The 17,755-nt window shown below is 36.8% G+C and carries 18 protein-coding genes; 11 read left to right on the top strand and 7 right to left on the bottom strand.

What is annotated here, in order from left to right; translation table 11 throughout:
• Positions 1-17: 17 nt before the first annotated feature.
• From IWC72_RS05595 to IWC72_RS05585, 3 genes are all read right to left on the bottom strand, one after another.
• Positions 18-1,055, bottom strand: coding sequence for an alpha/beta fold hydrolase (locus tag IWC72_RS05595; protein ID WP_194529105.1), 1,038 nt, complete (start codon positions 1,053-1,055; stop codon positions 18-20).
• Positions 1,056-1,065: 10 nt separating this feature from the next.
• Entirely contained in the window at positions 1,066-2,115 is a 1,050-nt protein-coding gene (gene thiL / locus IWC72_RS05590) for a thiamine-phosphate kinase (protein WP_194529104.1), read from the bottom strand.
• A 95-nt stretch (positions 2,116-2,210) separates the two neighbouring features.
• Complete coding sequence (locus IWC72_RS05585) at positions 2,211-3,089, bottom strand: glycosyltransferase family protein (RefSeq protein WP_194529103.1); 879 nt, start codon at positions 3,087-3,089, stop codon at positions 2,211-2,213.
• Positions 3,090-3,426: 337 nt separating this feature from the next.
• On the opposite strand from IWC72_RS05585, the gene IWC72_RS05580 reads away from it, so the two are divergent.
• From IWC72_RS05580 to IWC72_RS05535, 10 genes are all read left to right on the top strand, one after another.
• A complete protein-coding gene (locus IWC72_RS05580) occupies positions 3,427-3,756 on the top strand; it encodes a HesB/IscA family protein (protein WP_194525232.1) in 330 nt (109 codons plus the stop codon).
• A 62-nt stretch (positions 3,757-3,818) separates the two neighbouring features.
• A complete protein-coding gene (gene sufB, locus IWC72_RS05575) occupies positions 3,819-5,264 on the top strand; it encodes a Fe-S cluster assembly protein SufB (RefSeq protein WP_194525231.1) in 1,446 nt (481 codons plus the stop codon).
• 48 nt (positions 5,265-5,312) lie between these two features.
• The gene (gene sufC, locus IWC72_RS05570) at positions 5,313-6,065 is read left to right on the top strand and encodes a Fe-S cluster assembly ATPase SufC (RefSeq protein ID WP_194529102.1); all 753 of its coding nucleotides are present in this window, start codon (positions 5,313-5,315) and stop codon (positions 6,063-6,065) included.
• Positions 6,066-6,137: 72 nt separating this feature from the next.
• Positions 6,138-7,454 (top strand): Fe-S cluster assembly protein SufD, encoded by a 1,317-nt coding sequence (sufD, locus tag IWC72_RS05565; protein ID WP_194525229.1) that lies wholly within the window; start codon positions 6,138-6,140, stop codon positions 7,452-7,454.
• A 139-nt stretch (positions 7,455-7,593) separates the two neighbouring features.
• Positions 7,594-8,187, top strand: a complete 594-nt coding sequence (locus IWC72_RS05560; RefSeq protein ID WP_194529101.1) for an outer membrane beta-barrel protein — start codon at positions 7,594-7,596, stop codon at positions 8,185-8,187.
• Positions 8,188-8,327: 140 nt separating this feature from the next.
• Positions 8,328-9,542 (top strand): aminotransferase class V-fold PLP-dependent enzyme, encoded by a 1,215-nt coding sequence (locus IWC72_RS05555; RefSeq protein ID WP_226979498.1) that lies wholly within the window; start codon positions 8,328-8,330, stop codon positions 9,540-9,542.
• Positions 9,543-9,616: 74 nt separating this feature from the next.
• Complete coding sequence (locus IWC72_RS05550) at positions 9,617-10,039, top strand: SufE family protein (RefSeq protein ID WP_194525227.1); 423 nt, start codon at positions 9,617-9,619, stop codon at positions 10,037-10,039.
• Positions 10,040-10,094: 55 nt separating this feature from the next.
• A complete protein-coding gene (locus tag IWC72_RS05545) occupies positions 10,095-10,424 on the top strand; it encodes an SUF system Fe-S cluster assembly protein (RefSeq protein ID WP_194525226.1) in 330 nt (109 codons plus the stop codon).
• Positions 10,425-10,433: 9 nt separating this feature from the next.
• A complete protein-coding gene (locus IWC72_RS05540) occupies positions 10,434-10,940 on the top strand; it encodes a DUF2480 family protein (protein WP_194529100.1) in 507 nt (168 codons plus the stop codon).
• A 66-nt stretch (positions 10,941-11,006) separates the two neighbouring features.
• A complete protein-coding gene (locus IWC72_RS05535) occupies positions 11,007-11,927 on the top strand; it encodes a DUF3078 domain-containing protein (protein WP_194525224.1) in 921 nt (306 codons plus the stop codon).
• A gap of 839 nt (positions 11,928-12,766) precedes the next feature.
• On the opposite strand, the gene hflX is transcribed toward IWC72_RS05535, so the two are convergent.
• Entirely contained in the window at positions 12,767-13,978 is a 1,212-nt protein-coding gene (gene hflX, locus IWC72_RS05530; protein WP_194529099.1) for a GTPase HflX, read from the bottom strand.
• Positions 13,979-14,054: 76 nt separating this feature from the next.
• Between hflX and IWC72_RS05525 the strand changes: the two genes are divergently transcribed.
• Entirely contained in the window at positions 14,055-15,029 is a 975-nt protein-coding gene (locus tag IWC72_RS05525; protein ID WP_194529098.1) for an endonuclease/exonuclease/phosphatase family protein, read from the top strand.
• A 5-nt stretch (positions 15,030-15,034) separates the two neighbouring features.
• Here IWC72_RS05525 and IWC72_RS05520 read toward each other — a convergent pair whose 3' ends face one another.
• The 3 genes from IWC72_RS05520 to IWC72_RS05510 all read right to left on the bottom strand — a co-directional run bounded on the left by IWC72_RS05520 (position 15,035) and on the right by IWC72_RS05510 (position 17,745).
• Positions 15,035-15,748 carry a 3'-5' exonuclease gene (locus IWC72_RS05520; RefSeq protein ID WP_194529097.1) on the bottom strand — a complete coding sequence of 238 codons (714 nt, stop codon included), beginning with the start codon at positions 15,746-15,748 and terminating at the stop codon, positions 15,035-15,037.
• Positions 15,749-16,118: 370 nt separating this feature from the next.
• Positions 16,119-16,592, bottom strand: a complete 474-nt coding sequence (locus IWC72_RS05515) for a methylated-DNA--[protein]-cysteine S-methyltransferase (RefSeq protein ID WP_194529096.1) — start codon at positions 16,590-16,592, stop codon at positions 16,119-16,121.
• 46 nt (positions 16,593-16,638) lie between these two features.
• On the bottom strand, positions 16,639-17,745 hold the full coding sequence (locus IWC72_RS05510; RefSeq protein ID WP_194529095.1) for a CNNM domain-containing protein: 1,107 nt from the start codon (positions 17,743-17,745) through the stop codon (positions 16,639-16,641).
• Positions 17,746-17,755: the final 10 nt, after the last annotated feature.

The raw sequence follows: 17,755 nt of genomic DNA, 5'->3' as shown, positions 1-17,755 counted from the left end.
ATCTGTTTTTTAAGTCATTAAGGTCTGGTTTCTTCAATCGTTTCCAAAATTTTGGTACTAATAAGGCCCATTTTTGCATCGGGCAAATCATGACCCATGTTGTCTACCCACAAACTATCTACATTAGGGATAAGAGATATCAATTTTTTTCCATGTTCAATAGGAATAACAGGATCTTGCTCTCCATGAATTATAAGTACAGGTAATTTCAATTTTGACAGTGCATCATATCTTGATTTAGCTGTTTCTATGGCCTGTTGATGCTGCTTGCCAGCGATAAAATGATACCCGTTGCGCTTTTTTAAGTTATACAATGCTGCTTCGGCAATAGGTTTGCTTGAAATATCTCCTGTAGCTTCGCCCATTAAAATGCGCTTATGAACGAATTGAAGTTTAATTTGACTTTTCTTGCCTCCAATAATACCGTATTTAATAACGGCACTTATCATTTTTGACAGGATTTCTGGTGATGGAGTGGGTAACGAGGAGTCTAAAAGATTACCTGTAGACATGATTGAGGTAAGACTTCCAAATCGTTTTTCATTTTGGATAGTAGCAATCTGCGAAATCATACCTCCCATGGAAACCCCAATGATGTGGGCTTTATCAATATTTAATCCGTTTAGAATAGCAATGGGGTCATGGGCCATTTGGTTCAAAGTGTACTCTTTATCCGTGTTTTTTAAACGTTCGGTCAGCCCGGTGCCTCTATGGTCATAACGTATAACTTCGTATCCCGCATCTGTAAATTTTGAAATAAAACTAGGAGGCCAGCTCAGTGCATCGTTTGCGGCACCCATCACTAAAAGAACGGTGCCTTTTTTAGGTGCTTTAGAAGGAATACTTTCGTACCAAACTTTCCAGCCATCAGAAATGACATAACCGGTTTTACCTGTTATCATTTCAGGTACAGGCTCATGCATTACCGTTTTGATGAGTAATTCTGTTTTATCAGATAGTTTTGGTACCGATGCACAGGCATAAAAGAGAAGTGAAATTATAGTAAAAACTGTCAATCGTAAAGCTACTTTCCTTCCTCTTTTATGCTTTTCCATACTAAAAAAACTAGTTGTCCGAATTGAAAGAATTCCAGCCCTGAGCGGTCAGTTCTATTTTGGTGTTTCCTCTTGTAACCAAATGAGCACCTTCACTTTCATCGGTCATATGACCTATTACGGTTAGGCTAGGGTTGCCTTTAATTTTATCAAAATCGTTTTGAGAAATGGTGAAGAGCAACTCATAGTCTTCCCCGCCACTAAGCGCTACCATAGTACTATCTACATTAAATTCTTCACAAGCCGAAATTACGGTAGGATCCAACGGAATTTTCTCCTCAAAGAGATTACATCCCACTTTACTATTTTTACAGAGGTGAAGAATTTCAGAAGAAAGACCATCGCTAATATCGATCATGGCGGTAGGCTGCACTTCTAGGTCCTTCAAAAGTTGAACAATATCTTTGCGCGCCTCGGGCTTTAATTGTCGTTCTACAATATAGGAGTACGGCGAAAGATCGGGTTGGTTATTTGGGTTTACTTTAAAAACCTCTTTTTCACGATCTAGAACTTGCAAGCCCATATATGCGGCACCTAAATCTCCGCTAACAACAAGTAGGTCGTTTGGTTTGGCTCCGTCACGATAAGTGATTTCTTCCTCTTTTGCCTCACCAATGGCAGTAATGCTTATTAACATTCCTGAAGTAGATGAAGTAGTATCTCCCCCAATAAGGTCAACATTAAAAACCTTTGCCGCAAGCGCAATACCTGCATAGAGTTCTTCTAGCGCTTCAAGTGGAAAACGGTTAGAAACGGCTAATGACACCGTGATTTGAGTAGCCGTGGCGTTCATGGCGTACACATCGGATAGGTTGACCATTACCGCTTTATAGCCCAAATGTTTCAAGGGCATGTAGCTGAGGTCAAAATGTACGCCTTCTATAAGAAGGTCTGTTGTTAAAACCGTTTTTTCCTTATGGTCAAATACGGCAGCATCGTCACCGATACTTTTAAAGGTCGACTTCTGTTTTATTTCAAAATTTTTGGTCAAATGGTCAATGAGTCCAAACTCACCTAATTTTTCCAAAGATGTACGTTCTTGATTTTTATCTTCTAGCATTTTGCAAAAGTAAGAAGTATAAATTTATATCAAATCGTTTAAGGAGTGGAAAAATAGCAGTTAATATTGTTAAACCTTTCATTAAGGGAATACAGTTACCTTTTAACTATTTTGTAGTTTTTGTAATAGGTATCTATGCCAAAGTATTTTTTTAATATTTTTTTAGAACGATCCTTAAGGCTTATGCGGCTCATGGAAATTTCGTAGTCAAATGTCCAGTTTTTCATTTCTATCCGTGGTATGATAATTTTAGGATGACTGCCTTTGAAAGGAGCTATTTTATGTATACTATTTTCGTAGATATATTTTTTGGGGCCTGTTTTCGCTTTTTCTAATTCTTTTTTACCTCGGTAGAGCGAACCAAAATTTGATTGTTTTCTTTGCATGGCCTCAGGTTCTCTAACCCAGCCATAATGGTATACAAAAGCATCTATAGATTTTACGTTAAGCTTTTCGTTGTCATTTTTTCTAAATCCTTGTGCATCTTTATAGGAATAGATATTAGCGTTATTTTTAATGACTCTTATTTCATGTGAATACCAATTGGAAGAAGCTCCAATGTAATCGAACGAACCATAAAAATGAAGATATTTAAAGAGTAGGCCGTCTACATTTTTATCATCTTTAGATTCCAACATTGCTCTCTTAATTGGGGTCAAGCAGTTCTCATGAATAACTTCATCAGCTTGAATATAAAATGCCCAATCTGAATCTGTTGAAATGTGTTTTAATGCCTTATTTGTTTCAGCCGCTAAAACTTTGCCTCCCTCTCTTAAGCTATCATCCCATTCCGTTTCAATGATTTTTATTTTTTCATCGTTGATACTCTGAATCAATTCTAATGTGCCATCATCACATTTGCCAATAGCTATTATAAATTCGTCACATAGCGGTAAAATGGATTTTATAGATTCTATTACCGGATATTCAAAACGAACGGCATTTTTAACGAAAGAAAACCCTGATATTTTCATTGGAAATTGATGTAAATTTTTCTAAAAATATTAAAATACTTTAACATTGTTTTTTTAAATTTTTATTTGTGTTACAATGATAGTATTCTCTTTTCATTTTGGTGAAAGGGTAGCAATAGTTGTGATGAGATATTTGGTTTGCAAAATGTGAGTGCAGTGGTCGCACTATTGTTAATGAAAAACTGACTGCTAATGGTTTGCACTGAGTTAAACGAGCTGTTTCAAATTAAGATAGAAAAACCTTATTTGAATATACGTTATAATAATGTTAGTTCTTATGGTAAAACCCTACTAATGCCGTATATTTGTGAACTATTTAGATTAAATCCAAATGCTTATGATTCAAGTATCTGAGACTGCGAAAAAGAAAGTGATTGACTTAATGACCGAGGGAGGATTTGATGCCTCTAAGGACTTTGTTCGCGTAGGTGTCAAGAGTGGTGGGTGTAGCGGCCTATCGTATGAACTCGATTTTGACAAAAAAATGGATGAAACCGATAAGGTTTTTGAAGATAACGATGTGCGCATTATTGTAGATAAAAAAAGTTTTCTCTATTTGGTAGGGACCACTTTAGAATATTCTGGCGGACTGAACGGAAAGGGTTTTGTTTTTAACAACCCAAATGCGCAACGCACCTGTGGGTGCGGAGAGAGTTTCTCGTTGTAAACGGGAACGATTAAGAAACTAATTATTCAATTGCCTTAGTGTAATTGGTATAAAAGGAAAAAATGGCATATACAGAAGAAGAACTAAAAAAGGAACTCGAAACTAAGGAGTACGAGTACGGTTTCTATACGGATATTAAGTCTGATACTTTCCCGAATGGGTTAAATGAGGAAATCGTCATCGCCATTTCCAAAAAGAAGGAAGAGCCTGAATGGATGACCCTTTGGCGCTTGGAAGCCTTCAAAATTTGGAAAGAGATGGAGGAACCGGAATGGGCCAATGTACATTACACCAAACCGGATTTTCAAGCAATCAGTTATTATTCCGCACCGGTAAAAGCGGACCCAAATAAAACGCTGGACGACGTAGATCCAGAGCTGTTGGAGATGTACAAGAAATTGGGTATTTCCGTAGACGAGCAAAAGAAATTGCAAAATGTTGCGGTTGATATTGTTATGGATTCGGTTTCTGTAGCAACAACTTTCCAAAAGACTTTGGCTGAAAAAGGAATCATTTTTTGTTCAATTTCCGAAGCAATAAAAGAACATCCTGAATTGGTTAAGAGGTATTTAGGATCTGTGGTTCCACAGAAAGACAACTTTTATGCGGCTTTAAATTCTGCGGTCTTTTCAGATGGTAGTTTCTGCTACATTCCAAAAGGGGTGCGTTGCCCAATGGAGTTGTCAACTTACTTCAGGATCAATCAAGCAGGTACAGGGCAGTTTGAAAGAACGCTGGTAATTGCAGATGAAGATAGCTATGTAAGTTATTTGGAAGGCTGTACAGCCCCATCCAGAGATGAAAACCAGTTACATGCTGCCGTTGTAGAATTAATTGCGTTAGACGATGCCGAGATAAAATACTCAACGGTACAAAATTGGTTCCCTGGTAATAAAGAGGGTAAAGGTGGAGTGTATAACTTCGTTACTAAAAGAGGTTTGTGCGAGAAAAACGCCAAAATCTCTTGGACGCAGGTAGAAACTGGTTCTGCTGTAACTTGGAAATATCCTTCCTGTATATTAAAAGGAGATAACTCTATTGGTGAGTTTTATTCTATTGCTGTAACCAACAACTACCAGCAAGCGGATACCGGCACCAAAATGGTGCACTTGGGTAAAAACACGCGTAGTACCATTATATCCAAAGGTATTTCCGCAGGAAAATCCCAAAATAGTTATAGAGGTCTGGTGCAGGTAAACAGTCGTGCAGAGAATGCCCGTAACTTTTCTCAGTGTGATTCACTCTTAATGGGTAATGAATGTGGTGCCCATACATTTCCGTATATAGAAGCAAAGAATAAAAGTGCTCAAATAGAGCATGAGGCAACTACCAGTAAAATTGGTGAAGACCAAATTTTTTATTGTAACCAAAGGGGTATTGATACTGAAAAAGCCATTGCCTTGATCGTAAACGGATTCAGTAAAGAAGTTCTGAACAAATTGCCCATGGAATTTGCCGTAGAGGCACAAAAATTATTGGAAATTAGTTTAGAAGGCTCGGTAGGTTAATCTTACCAAATGCAGTTTATAGTTTGATTAATAAATAAGATTCGCAAAATGCTTAAAATCAAAAATTTACACGCTAGTGTAGAGGACAAAGAAATATTAAGAGGAATTAACCTAGAGGTAAAAGCTGGTGAGGTTCATGCTATTATGGGGCCTAACGGTTCTGGTAAGAGTACCTTGGCATCTGTAATTGCAGGTAAAGAAGAATTTGAAGTTACCGAGGGTAGCGTTGAATTAGAAGGTGAAGATTTGGAAGAAACTTCTCCTGAAGAACGTGCTCACAAAGGGGTTTTCCTTTCTTTTCAGTATCCTGTAGAAATCCCAGGAGTTTCTGTTACAAACTTTATGAAAACCGCGATCAATGAATCTAGGAAAGCAAGAGGTCTTGAGGATATGCCAGCTAAGGATATGTTGAAGCTGATTCGTGAAAAGTCAGAATTGTTAGAGATTGACCGTAAGTTCTTGTCTCGTTCTTTAAACCAAGGTTTTTCAGGTGGTGAAAAGAAGCGAAACGAAATTTTCCAAATGGCAATGTTAGAGCCAAAATTAGCCATTTTGGATGAGACCGATTCTGGTCTGGATATTGATGCCCTGCGTATTGTAGCTAACGGCGTTAACAAACTAAAGAGTAAAGATAATGCTGTAATTGTAATTACACATTACCAACGCTTATTGGATTATATCGTTCCTGATTTTGTTCACGTACTACACAATGGTAAAATTGTGAAGTCCGGAGGAAAAGAATTGGCCTTGGAGTTAGAAGAAAAAGGATACGATTGGTTAAAGCAGGAAACTGCAGTTTAAGAAGTAAAAAGTAAAAGTAATGAATACAAAGTACTCATTACTTAATACTCATTACTTAATACTTATTAGAATATGGATTTAAAAGATAAATTAATTTCTTCATTTATGGCGTTTGAGAACAACGTTGATGTTGAGCACTCCGTGCACGATGTTAGAACAGAGGCCATAAAGAACTTTGAACTGAAAGGTTTCCCTAGTAAAAAAGAAGAAGCTTGGAAGTATACATCCTTAAATAGCCTTCAGAAAATAGATTTCAGTATTTTTCCTCGTGAAGAAAATACCCTTGAGTATAAAGATGTAAAGAAGTATTTTTTACATGAAATAGACTCCTATAAAATCGTTTTTGTAGACGGTATTTATAGCTCATATCTTTCAGAAACAACCCATGATGGTGTAGATATCTGTTTGATGAGCGCAGCACTTACAAAACCAATGTACAAGCCTGTTATAGATGTATATTTCAATAAAGTGGCGTCAAAAGATGAGTCACTTACCACATTGAATACGGCATTTAGTAGAGAGGGAGCGTATATTTACATTCCTAAAAACAAAATGCCTAAAAAGCCAATCGAAATTATTCATTTCGCTACAGGTAATGAGGCTTCACTTTTATTGCAACCACGGAATTTGGTTATTGTAGAGGAAAATGCAGAAGTTCAGATTATAGAGCGTCACCAGAGTTTGACCTCAAATGAGATTTTGACTAATGCCGTGACTGAAATTTTTGCAGCAAAAAGTGCAATTGTAGATTACTATAAAATCCAAAATGATGCAGCTACAGCTTCATTAATAGACAATACCTATATAGATCAGAAAGATAAGAGTCTAGTTAAAATACATACTTTTTCTTTTGGTGGAAAGTTGACTCGTAATAACTTGAACTTCTTTCAAAATGGAGAGTATATAGACTCAACAATGAAAGGGGTAACAATTTTAGGAGACAAGCAGCATGTAGATCATCATACATTGGTCCATCACATAGAACCTAATTGTGAAAGTCACCAAGATTATAAAGGTATTTATGGTGATAGTTCTACCGGTGTTTTTAATGGTAAAATCATCGTAGAAAAACTTGCACAAAAGACTAATGCTTTCCAGCAGAATAATAATATTTTGGTAAGCGATAAGGCTACTATTAACACCAAACCACAATTGGAGATTTTTGCAGATGATGTAAAATGTTCTCACGGTTGTACCATTGGTCAGTTAGATGAAGATGCTTTATTCTACTTGCAATCCCGTGGTATTCCTAAAAAGGAAGCTAGGGCTTTGTTAATGTATGCTTTTGCCAATAACGTATTGGAAAGTGTACGTATACCAGAACTTAAAGTTCGTATTAATAAGTTGATAGCTAAGAAATTAGGGGTTAACCTAGGATTTGACCTGTAGCATAGCGGGTACTTTTTAGGAAAAGATTATCATAAAATACAGAAATCATTTAACGGCACTTTAGGAGTGTCGTTATTTTTTTGCATGAATTTTCTTATAGATTTACGAAAGAATTATAAACCTTTAATTAATCGTTCAGATGAGAAAATTTTACTTTTTAACAGTTTCGATATTTTTTTTTAGTGTAAGCGTATTTGCTCAAGACCAGAAATGGAGTGTAGAGGCCAGTTATCCTATATCCGTCGGTGATGAGATAGGAAATGATGCTCCAGGTATTATAGACGTTGGAGTAAGGTATCGGTTTTTAGACTTTAATATTGTAAAAATAGGAGCGGGTATTAATGCTGGTGTATTTAAAAAGAATATAAGTGATGAATTTGAACCCGTGTTTACAGATTTTGATGAGACCAATTGGCTAATTCAACCTAAAGTTTTTGCAGAGTTCACTATACCAGGAATACAAAAGCTACACCCCAGTGTTGGATTGGGCTACACTTACATTGAATCAAAATTCGAGGGAGAAAGTTATGCTTTCGGGTCTTTTGAAAATACAGTATCCTACGGGGGGCTGAATTTAAATTTGGGAGTGTCCTATGATATAACCAATAGATTATTTGTGCAAGCACAATATGATTTTGTTAGATATAGGGATGAGCGAAATTCCGAAGGACAAGAGTATACGGCCGAATATAACCTCGGTTATTTAAAGTTTGGAGCTGGTTTTAGGTTTTAACTAAAATATCAATCTGTATTGAAATCCAAGATAGTTATCTTGGATTTTTTCTTTTATACCAATATCCGAAATTTATAAACCCGCATATTTACACTGTACTTTAAGGCATAGTCGGTATCTTTGTATTCAATATAATTGTTATGATAGACGTTACTAAAATTCGACAAGATTTTCCTATTCTCAACAGAGAAGTGAACGGGAAGCCTTTGGTATACTTAGACAATGCTGCTACATCTCAAACACCACAGCAGGTTATTGATGTAATTGTAGATTACTACCAGAATTACAATGCCAATATCCATAGGGGGGTACATGCCCTTTCACAAGAAGCAACGGATAAGTACGAAGTAGCACGTCAAAAGATTCAGGAGCATTTTAATGCTAAAAATTCATATGAAATCATCTTTACATCAGGAACGACCCACAGTATAAATATCGTTGCTAACGGATTTACCACGTTGCTTGAAAAAGGAGATGAGATTTTAGTTTCAGCTATGGAGCACCATTCCAACATAGTGCCGTGGCAAATGTTGGCAGACAGAACAGGTGCCGTTTTAAAGGTAATTCCAATGAACTTTGAAGGTGAGTTGAAGATGGATGTTTATGAAGAATTACTTTCTAGTAAGACAAAGCTGGTTTTCTGTAATCACATTTCCAATGCATTAGGTACCATTAATCCAATTGAAGAAATTATAGAAAAAGCGCACGCGGTTGGTGCAGCTGTTTTAATAGATGGTGCACAAGCTGCTCCTCATGTTAAAGCAGATATGCAACAATTAGATGTTGATTTTTACACGGTTTCAGCTCATAAAATGTGTGGGCCAACTGGAGAGGGAATGCTGTATGGAAAAGAAGAATGGCTCAACAAATTACCTCCTTATCAAGGAGGAGGCGAGATGATTGCAGAGGTAACTTTTGAAAAAACTACCTATGCAGATCTGCCCCATAAATTTGAAGCAGGAACACCAAATATTTGTGGTGGTATTGCGTTCGGAGCTGCTCTAGATTATATGAACGCTATAGGGTTTGAAGCTATAGCAGAATATGAGCATAAACTGTTGGAGTATGCTACTCAAGAACTTTTAAAAATAGAAGGACTAAAAATTTACGGAACGGCTAAAAACAAGACTTCCGTTATCTCCTTTAATATTGAAGGATTACACCCTTATGATATAGGTTCTATTTTAGATAAGTTGGGTGTTGCCGTACGAACAGGTCATCATTGTGCACAGCCTATTATGGATTTCTACAAAATTCCGGGTACCGTTCGTGCTAGTTTTAGTTTCTATAATACTATGAGTGAGGTAGATGTGTTGGTTGCTGCTGTAATCAGAGCCAAAGGTATGCTGGAATAACCACTAGCGTTATCATTCTCTTAAAGTGTTGAAATCCATAGATACTTATTGTATTTTTACCCAAAATAGCCATAATGCAGATAAAGGAAATACAGGACGAAATAGTAGACGAATTTTCAATGTTCGATGATTGGATGCAGCGTTATGAGTATATGATTGACTTGGGGAAGAGTTTACCCCTTATTAATGATAGTTATAAGACCAATGATAATATTATCAAAGGCTGCCAGAGTAAAGTATGGGTTCACGCAGAGCTTGAAGAGGATAAATTGGTGTTTACTGCCGATAGCGATGCAATTATAACAAAAGGAATAATTGCAATTTTGATTCGTGCTTTTAGTAACCAGAGACCTCAGGACATTATTGATGCGGATACGGAATTTATTGATGAAATAGGGTTGAAAGAGCATCTTTCACCAACTAGGGCTAACGGTTTGGTAAGTATGATCAAGCAATTGAAATTATACGCAATAGCCTACCAAACACAATTAAATTAGGATTTAGACCAATTTTTTTGGTCGCCTAAATTTTCAAAGAATTAATCTCAAGAACATGAGCGAAGAAACAGCAGTAGATAGCCAAGAATTAGGCGAGAAAATAGTAGTAGTACTCAAAACCATATATGATCCAGAGATTCCGGTTGATATATATGAGTTAGGGTTAATATATGATGTTTTTGTGAACGAAGACAATGAGGTCAAAATTTTGATGACCCTTACATCTCCAAATTGTCCTGTTGCGGAATCACTTCCTGCAGAAGTAGAGGAAAAAGTTAAGTCTTTGGATGTAGTTAAAGATGCGGAAGTAGAAATTACTTTTGACCCACCATGGACGCAAGACCTTATGAGTGAAGAGGCGAAATTAGAATTAGGCTTGCTATAAAAAATAATTATGTCAGAAGAAATAATCAATAGAGTTGCCGAGAGCAAGCTCATTACATTTAACCTAGAAGATTATTATCTTCCAGGGAAACGTGTGCTTTTTGATATTTCTGATTGGCTGCTTGAGGGTTTTATTTTAAAAGAAAAGGAGTTTAGGGCTAGCGCGGAATCACATGACTGGTCTCAATATCAAAATGCATATGTTGCCATACATTGTTCTACGGATGCCATTGTGCCTGGTTGGGCGTATATGTTATTGGCTACAAAGCTTCAACCTTATACCAAACGGTATATTCAGGGTTCGTTAGAGGAATTAGAGACTATTCTTTATGCAGAGGTCATAAATAATCTAGATGTTTCAGAGTTAAAGGATAAATTAGTGATTATTAAAGGCTGTAGTAATAAACCGGTCCCTTCCAATGCTTATGTGTTGATAATAGGAAAGTTACAGCCTGTTGTAAAATCTCTTATGTATGGAGAGGCATGTTCTTCTGTGCCTTTATATAAAAGAAAGTGATGTTTTTTTATTAAAATAAGTGACAATTAGTACTTTTGCGTTTCTAAATTAATAAACACAGAAACCATGAGAAAATTATTGCTTACATCTTTGTCTATACTTACTTTTTCGGTAAGTTTTGGACAGACAATAGATGAACTAAAAACTGAACAAGCTGCAAAAAAAGATTCCATTAGTGCCATTCAAGGAAGGGTAGATGCCCTTCAGGGTCAAATTGATGCTTTTCCAGGATGGAAAATAAGAGCATTTGGTACTATTGGCGCCAACCTTTCAAAATTTAATAACTGGTATTCACAGGGTACACCAGATAACTCAGCTGGAAACATTGGGGTTACCGTTAACGCTATTGCTAATTTAGATAGAGAAAAGTTCTTCTGGAGAAACTCTGCTAACGCCAATTTTCAATGGGTGAAGTTAGATGATAAAAATGACCCAACTGATGATGAGGGTTTTGATAACACAACAGATGTTTTCAACATTACTTCTCTGTACGGGTACAAGTTGAACAAGAAATTTGCAATTTCGGCTTTGGCAGAATATCGTACTTCGATTATTAATAACTTTAATGATCCTGGCTATTTAGATTTTGGTGTTGGTGCTACTTGGACTCCTATTCCAGATATGGTAGTGGTTATTCATCCATTGAACTACAACTTTGTTTTTGCAGATAATGATGCTGCGTACGAATCTTCCGCTGGTGCTAAAATTGTTGTTGATTATGCAAAACAATTAGGTGCAGTTAACTTTAAGACTAACTTCTCTACTTTTCAGAGTTATAAAAGCAGCGACTTATCTAACTGGACTTGGATTAACTCGTTTGGCTATACACTTTGGAAAGGTATTGGTCTAGGTTTTGAATTTGGCCTTCGTGGCAATAAACAGGAAGGTTTAGCTAATGCATTACTTACTGATACCAATGCGTCTTTTGACAATTTGGATAATGTTACACAGAGTTACTACCTTTTTGGTCTTAACTACGCTTTTTAAGAGAAATCGAAAAAATTATATAATGAAAACGCCCCGATATGTATCGGGGCGTTTTTTTTAGTTAAGTAGGATACGTTAAGTTTGGTTGTACAGTCAATAAATCAAACTCTGGTTAAGTAATTTATCTGGGACGTACACTAAAATTTCAAATACATGACGAATGTAGAGGGCAACTTGGTAAGCACTAAATTTTTGTTGTGAACCTATCTCATTTTGTGGTGAAAGTCGTTAAAATGAACATATCTTAGATAAAATGCATATCAGTTAGTAATTTGTTTAGTAGGTATACTCATAAAATTTAAATCGCGATTTGGGATCACAATTTTAAGCTTTTCGTAGGTCAAGTCCGGATTTGGGATTCGTACTTGTTTCGGTTAAGTTCAAGATTCGATTTGGGGTCATTACTATCACTTAATTACACTGTAAACTTACGATGGTTTGCCTGCCTAGCTAAATTATTGTTGTGAACTTACTCTACTTTGTTGTGAAAAATACGAGTTGTTTGGTATGTTCGATGAATGGTATGTTTCTAATGCTTTTTGAAGGATTGAGGAAAAACACAGATATAAAAAAACCCTCTCAATAGAGGGTTTTTTTATCAAGTAGGTTTGGTCAATTTGGTATTATTTTTTTTCAAGCAATGGGTTTGGGATTCATTACTTGTTTCGGTTAAGCTTAAGATTTGATTTGGGGTCAATACTATCACTTAATTACACTGTAAACTTACACCTGTTTGGTTACCCGTCTAAATTATTGTTGTGAACTTAGGCAGTTGTGTTGTGAAAAACACGAGTTGTTTGGTATTTCCGACGAACGGCAAGCAAACATTAAATTATGTACTAATACTGGTCTAAATGTTCAGGATATAAAAAGTTATTGTACGGAAAACGGGTTACATGAATATCTCTAACTTCATCGTAAACTCTTTTCCTGAACTCATCTAGATTTTCTTTATTTAAGGCAGAAATAAACAAAGCCTTATCACCAACCCGCTGCATCCAGGTTTTTTTCCACTCTTCAATGGTAAAGTGCCTTTCGTTTCTTTCGGTAATTAAATCGTCTTCGTCTATTTCAGCATGTTTATACTGGTCAATTTTATTGAAAACCATTATAGCATTCTTGTCTGCACTGTCTATTTCATCTAATATTTTATTTACAGATTCAATATGCTCTTCAAACTGCGGATGTGATATATCAACAACATGAAGTAACAGGTCTGCTTCTCTAACTTCATCCAAAGTACTTTTAAAACTCTCCACTAGCTGTGTTGGCAGTTTGCGAATAAAACCTACTGTGTCACTCAATAAGAAAGGCAAGTTGCCTATGACCACTTTCCGAACTGTCGTGTCTAGCGTTGCAAAAAGCTTATTCTCGGCAAACACTTCACTTTTACTAATAACGTTCATTAAAGTAGACTTTCCCACATTGGTGTAGCCTACTAGAGCAACGCGTACCAAAGCCCCACGGTTACCTCTTTGGGTTTCCATTTGACGGTCAATTTTTAACAGTTTCTTCTTTAAAAGCGAAATACGGTCACGTACGATACGTCTATCCGTTTCAATTTCAGTCTCACCAGGTCCACGCATACCAATACCACCACGTTGTCGCTCAAGGTGAGTCCACAGTCCGGTTAGGCGTGGCAGTAAATATTCATACTGCGCCAATTCAACTTGGGTACGTGCATAGCTGGTCTGTGCACGCTGCGCGAAAATATCTAGGATGAGGCTGGTACGGTCTACAATTTTACAGCGTAAAAGCTTTTCTATATTTCGCTGTTGCGCCGGTGTGAGCTCATCATCAAAGATAACGGAACCTATATCGTGCTTTTTTACGAATGCCTCTACCTCTTCCATCTTACCAGAACCAATTAAGGTCTTTGGGTTGGGAACATCCATTCGTTGTACAAAGCGCTGTATGACCTCTCCGCCAGCGGTGTACGTTAAGAACTCAAGCTCGTCAAGATACTCGGTGACTTTCTCTTCGCTCTGTTCGCGGTTTATAATACCGATTAAAACGGCCTTTTCGTGATCTATGGTCTTCTTTTCTAACATATCTAAACTAAAATGCAAATTTAAGCAATACTGACCGACCTATTTTCGTAATTTTAAGATCCCAATCGAGAAATTTATGATTTTTTCATTTTTCAGGAAAAAAAAAGGAAGCCATTTAAACACAATTAGCTTCTATAATCTAGAAAATCTATTTGATACTATAGACGACCCTAAAACTCTCGACGACGATTTTACCCCAAAGGGACGTAAAAAGTGGTCCTTAAGAAGGTACAAAAAAAAGTTGTACAAATTGGCTAAGACCATATCTGAAATAGGGAATTCAGAAACTCAGAGTCCTCCCGTTCTTGTTGGTGTTGCGGAGGTTGAAAACCAGCAGGTTATGGAGGATCTTCTTGCTGCTGAACCTTTAGCGCATATTAAATATAGTTATGTGCATTACGATTCACCTGATGAAAGGGGAATTGATTGCGGACTAATTTATCACAAGGATCATTTTGAGGTTTTGCATTCAGAGCCTATTGCCTTATTGCTTTATGAAGAGGACGGCAGAAGAGATACTACAAGAGATATTCTCTATGTAAAAGGAAAACTGAATAATGAGGAGGTTCATGTTTTTGTGAATCATTGGCCTTCACGAAGAAGTGGAAATACTACAACTGTTCATAAACGACTTTTAGCCGCCCAAACCATAATAGATTTTATGGCAACAATTGAAGCGAAGGAAGCCAACCCTAATTATATTATTATGGGTGATTTTAACGATGGGCCAAAGTCAGAAAGTATACGGTCACTTATGGAGAGTAAAACACTGTACAACCCCATGGAAAAATTACTTACGCCAGAGCGTGGAAGCGCCAACTACAAACGATCATGGATGCTTTTTGACCAAATTATGGTTTCTCATAGCTTTTTGAATTTTGAAAAGGGAACCCACAGTTTTGCCCATGCCAATATTTTTGATGAACATTATCTTACGGAGTTTAAAGGAAAGTATATGGGCTCACCTTTTCGCACTTATGTTGGTAATAAGTATATAGGGGGCTATAGTGACCATTTTCCGGTTTACATTCAGTTGAAATACAATGCCTGATTTTTCTAGATGCTTTTAACATTATCATTTTCAATTAACTCATCGCCACGTAAACGTAAAAATACTTGAGCTGTAGTCACCACATCAAGCTCGCAATAGGTAACGATTCTATCCAAGTCCTTTTCATTGTAATAAACTTCGCGTACCATACTACCATCAATATCTTGTTTGGGCGATGGGATGCCTAAAATATTTGCTAATAATTTTAAGGAAGTAAAGTTCTTGTAGTCTCCAAACTTCCAGAGTTCCATGGTGTCCAGATGCGGAATTTCCCAAGGTTTTTTACCGAACAGATTCAATTTATAAGGCAATTCAATTCCGTGGATTATCATTCTTCGTGCGATATATGGAAAATCGAATTCCTTGGCGTTATGACCACAAAGTAAATGTTTGGGAGAACTGAAATGTCCGTTCAATAAATTCTTGAATTCTTTTAATAGCTTGTCTTCCTCACCATAAAACGAGGTAGTTCTAAACGTTTTTGTTTCGCCATTTACCCGAAAATATCCCACGGAAATACAAACTATCTTACCAAATTCCGCCCAGATTCCCGCCCGTTCATAAAACTCTTCGGCGGTAAATTCGTCCTTACGTTGGTATCTGGACTTCTGGTCCCAAAGCTCTTTTTTCTCATCGTTAAGAGCTTCAAAACTGGGTTCTTCAGGTACGGTTTCGATATCTAAAAAGAGAATGTATTCTAGATTTATTTTCTGTAGCATATGTTTTACGTTGAAAATAGAAAAAGGAAAATAAGAAAAATCTTTAACATGAAGCTTTCAATTCGCGTTTCATCGCTGTAATGCTAGTATTAGGGATGATTGAAATACCGAATTTAATTCCAAAATGTGTTATACATCGGTTAGAGTGGGCCTTTAAATGATTAAAATAACGGTCAAGATGTTGTTGTAAATTTTGAGGTTAATAAAGAGTGAAAACCAAAAACAAACCATATGGTCGGTACAAGGTTGTACAACGAGAACCCACCGAATTTACTTATGCCATGAAATGCAACCATGTACCGATGAAAGGTGATTTAGTGTTGATTGTAAAACGAAATTATTGAGTAACAGACCAACCAGTCTGCTAGAATTAGAAAAGAGATTGCTGTTTTACGGGACTTTCGTGTTCTAAAAGCCACTTCTTACGATGTAAGCCGCCGGCATAACCAGTTAAAGAACCATCGCTGCCAATAACTCGGTGACACGGAACTATAATCCAAAGTGGATTTTTGCCGTTTGCAGCTGCTACCGCACGAATAGCTTTTGGGTCGCCTAAAGTTTTGGAAAGATCTAGGTAAGAGACAGTCTTTCCGTAAGGTATTTTCAGTAATGCTTCCCACACTCGTTTTTGAAAAGCGGTACCTTTTGGGTTTAGTGTAATATCAAAACCATTACGTTCTCCTGTAAAATATTGTTGCAATTGATTTACTGCATTTTTTAAAGTATGAGGAATCTCCGTAGAAATATTTTCCTCACCATTTAATACAATAATAGAAGACAAACCTAAATCGTCACCTTCAAGTTTGGCTATGCCAAGGGGGGTGTTAATGAAAGCAGTTTCCATTATAAATTGTTTTATACTCGTTCAGTAATGAACGATTGCGGTGAAACTATTTATCAAGTATTCCAGAGCGTTTTGCACGCGTATTCCAGTTTTTTCTAGCTAGTTCTTGTAAATCGGCAACATTGTCGCTCTCGTCCATTATTTCCAGCCCTAAAAGCGTTTCTATAACATCTTCCATGGTGACCAGGCCGCTCACGGAGCCATATTCATCTACAACTAAGGCTACGTGTTCTCTTTTCGCAATTAATGTATCAAAAAGTTTGGGTATAGGGGTATCTCTTTCGGTAATTAATATATCACGTTTAATTTCTGAAAGAGGGGTGTTTCCGTTGTTGTTTACCATTTCTTCTAGAATAGTATCTTTCAAGACAAACCCGTCAATATGGTCTATTTTTTCACCGTATACGGGAATACGTGAAAATCTCATTTTTGGGTTGGCTTCGAAAAACTCGGCTATAGTTTTACTTCCGGAGGCAATTTTCATCACCGCTCTAGGGGTCATTACGTCTTTTACCAATACTTGGTCAAAACGCAGGAGATTCTTAATAATAGTGGATTCCGATTTTTCAAATACGCCTTCTTCTCGGGCCATATCTGTCATTGCAGTGAAATCTTCTCGACTTAGCACACTGCCGTGGTGCCCTTTGCCACCAACGAGCTTTGTAAAGAGTTGCAATATCCATAGAAGTCCGGTGTATTTTAGGGCAATGACCATTATATTCAAAGCTTTTGCAGTAAAATTGGCAAGTTGCCTCCAATAGGTAGCACCAATGGTTTTTGGAATGATTTCCGAAGCCACCAAAATAAGAATGGTCATGATGGTTGATACGGCGCCTACCATTAAATCTTCGGTAAAAGTAACTCCAAATATGCTACGAGTAGAAGTGCCGTATAGTTCGGCATAAGCAACTTTGGCCTGAACACCAACCAATATGGCGCCCACCGTATGAGCGATAGTGTTCAGTGTTAAAATAGCGATAAGAGGTTTATCTACATCCTTTTTTAATTCTTCTAGTGTAACCGCATATGCCTTGCCTTCCTTCTTTTTTACATTTACAAAAGTAGGGTTGATACTTAGCAGTACTGCTTCTAAAATAGAGCAGAGAAAAGAAATAAAAATGGATACTACAGCATAAAAAATTAATAAGCCCATGAAAGAGTTT

The sequence above is a fragment of the Zobellia roscoffensis genome (assembly GCF_015330165.1).
In the GTDB taxonomy this organism is placed as follows: Bacteria; Bacteroidota; Bacteroidia; order Flavobacteriales; family Flavobacteriaceae; genus Zobellia; species Zobellia roscoffensis.
The sequence above is the reverse complement of the archived record's forward strand: the minus strand, read 5'-3'. Positions and strand labels throughout refer to the sequence as shown.